We start from the raw sequence: 732 nt of genomic DNA on the forward strand, positions 1-732 counted from the left end.
GTAAAGAAAAAGAGATTTTAATAACTAAAGAGCAAAAGCTCTTTAGTGAATTAATATGAGTAATAAATAAATTTAATTATTAAACTACTTTCTAGCTTTTAATGTTAAAGAATAAAATTCAATAAATTTTTTAAATAAAACTTCAGTTATATTTGTTTTGAAAAAATAAGTTTTTATATTTTCTTGTTAAAATTTCCTAAATATAGAATAAATAAGTTGTTTTTGTTATATAATAATTTATTATTTTTAGTTCTGAAGGATTTTTATGAAAATAAGCAGTGTTAAATTTAAAATCTCTTTAATAGCTAATATTATAGCTATTTTGTGTTTAGTTGTTTTGGGTATAGTTACTTTTTATTTTTCAAAAGATGCTTTGAATAAAGCAGAATTTAAATCTCAAAGTAATGTTTTAAAGGTAGCTCAAGAATCTATCATCAATTTTCAAAATAATAATTCACAAACTCTTGAAAATTTCGCTAATAGAATTTTAAAACTTTCCTATAATCAATTAGATAATCAACAAGCTTTGATGGAAAATATAGGAGATGATTTAAAGTTTTTAAGAGAAGCTGGAAGATTTTTAGCAGCTTATATTGCACAACCAGATGGCGAGCTTATTGTAAGTGATACAGATTCTGATGCTAAAGGAAAGAATTTTGGTATTTATGGTAAAGCTGATAATTATGATGCAAGAACAAGAGATTATTATCAGGAAGCTTTAAAAACAAATGG

At 22.8% G+C, this 732-nt stretch carries 1 pseudogene; it reads left to right on the forward strand.

What is annotated here, in order from left to right:
• Positions 1 to 265: 265 nt before the first annotated feature.
• Positions 266 to 732, forward strand: a pseudogene (locus tag JG677_RS08435) (methyl-accepting chemotaxis protein); the annotation flags it as partial.

The organism is Campylobacter sp. TTU-622, from assembly GCF_016598965.1.
Classification (GTDB): Bacteria; Campylobacterota; Campylobacteria; order Campylobacterales; family Campylobacteraceae; genus Campylobacter_D.